Here is a 582-nt window from a genome sequence, read left to right as displayed (position 1 = left end):
CAATGAAGGATTTTCCGCTTGGGCTCCGGTTGCTTTCGAGGCTTCATAAAGGCTATGAAGTACTTTCCGCGCGGGCTTCGGATGCGTTCGAGGCTTCATAAGAGTGATGAAAACCAAAATGCAACCACTGAATCGCAAAAACGGTTACCATCGAGATTATGAATACCAAAATGGCGCCATTGAATCGCAGAAAAGGGTATCATTGAGTTGATGAAAACCAATATGTGGCTACTGAAGTGGTTTTGAATAGAGTTCCTACTTTTTCCCCTTTCATAATCCCAATGAAAAGGGTTTGGGTGGAGTTCATCGCTCCTTTTCCCCTTCATAACCTTCATGAAAAAGATTTGGGTGGAATTCACGGCTTCCTTTCCTCTTCATATCCACGTTGAAAGGTATTTGGGCAGGTTTCTCCACTACCTTTCCCCTTCATTTCTTTTATTTCCTTTTCCGTTTTTCGTTTCCCTTTATTAGCTTTTATCAAAAAACTTAGCTTTAAATATTATTCCCATAAATAGAAAGAACCACAACATTAAATGCCGTGGCAGACCAAAATTTTACATTTTCTTTCCTAAAAATAAAAAA

The organism is Bacillus sp. JJ1521, assembly GCF_036965165.1.
GTDB lineage: Bacteria > Bacillota > Bacilli > Bacillales > Bacillaceae_L > Ferdinandcohnia.
This window is presented reverse-complemented; position numbering follows the sequence as displayed.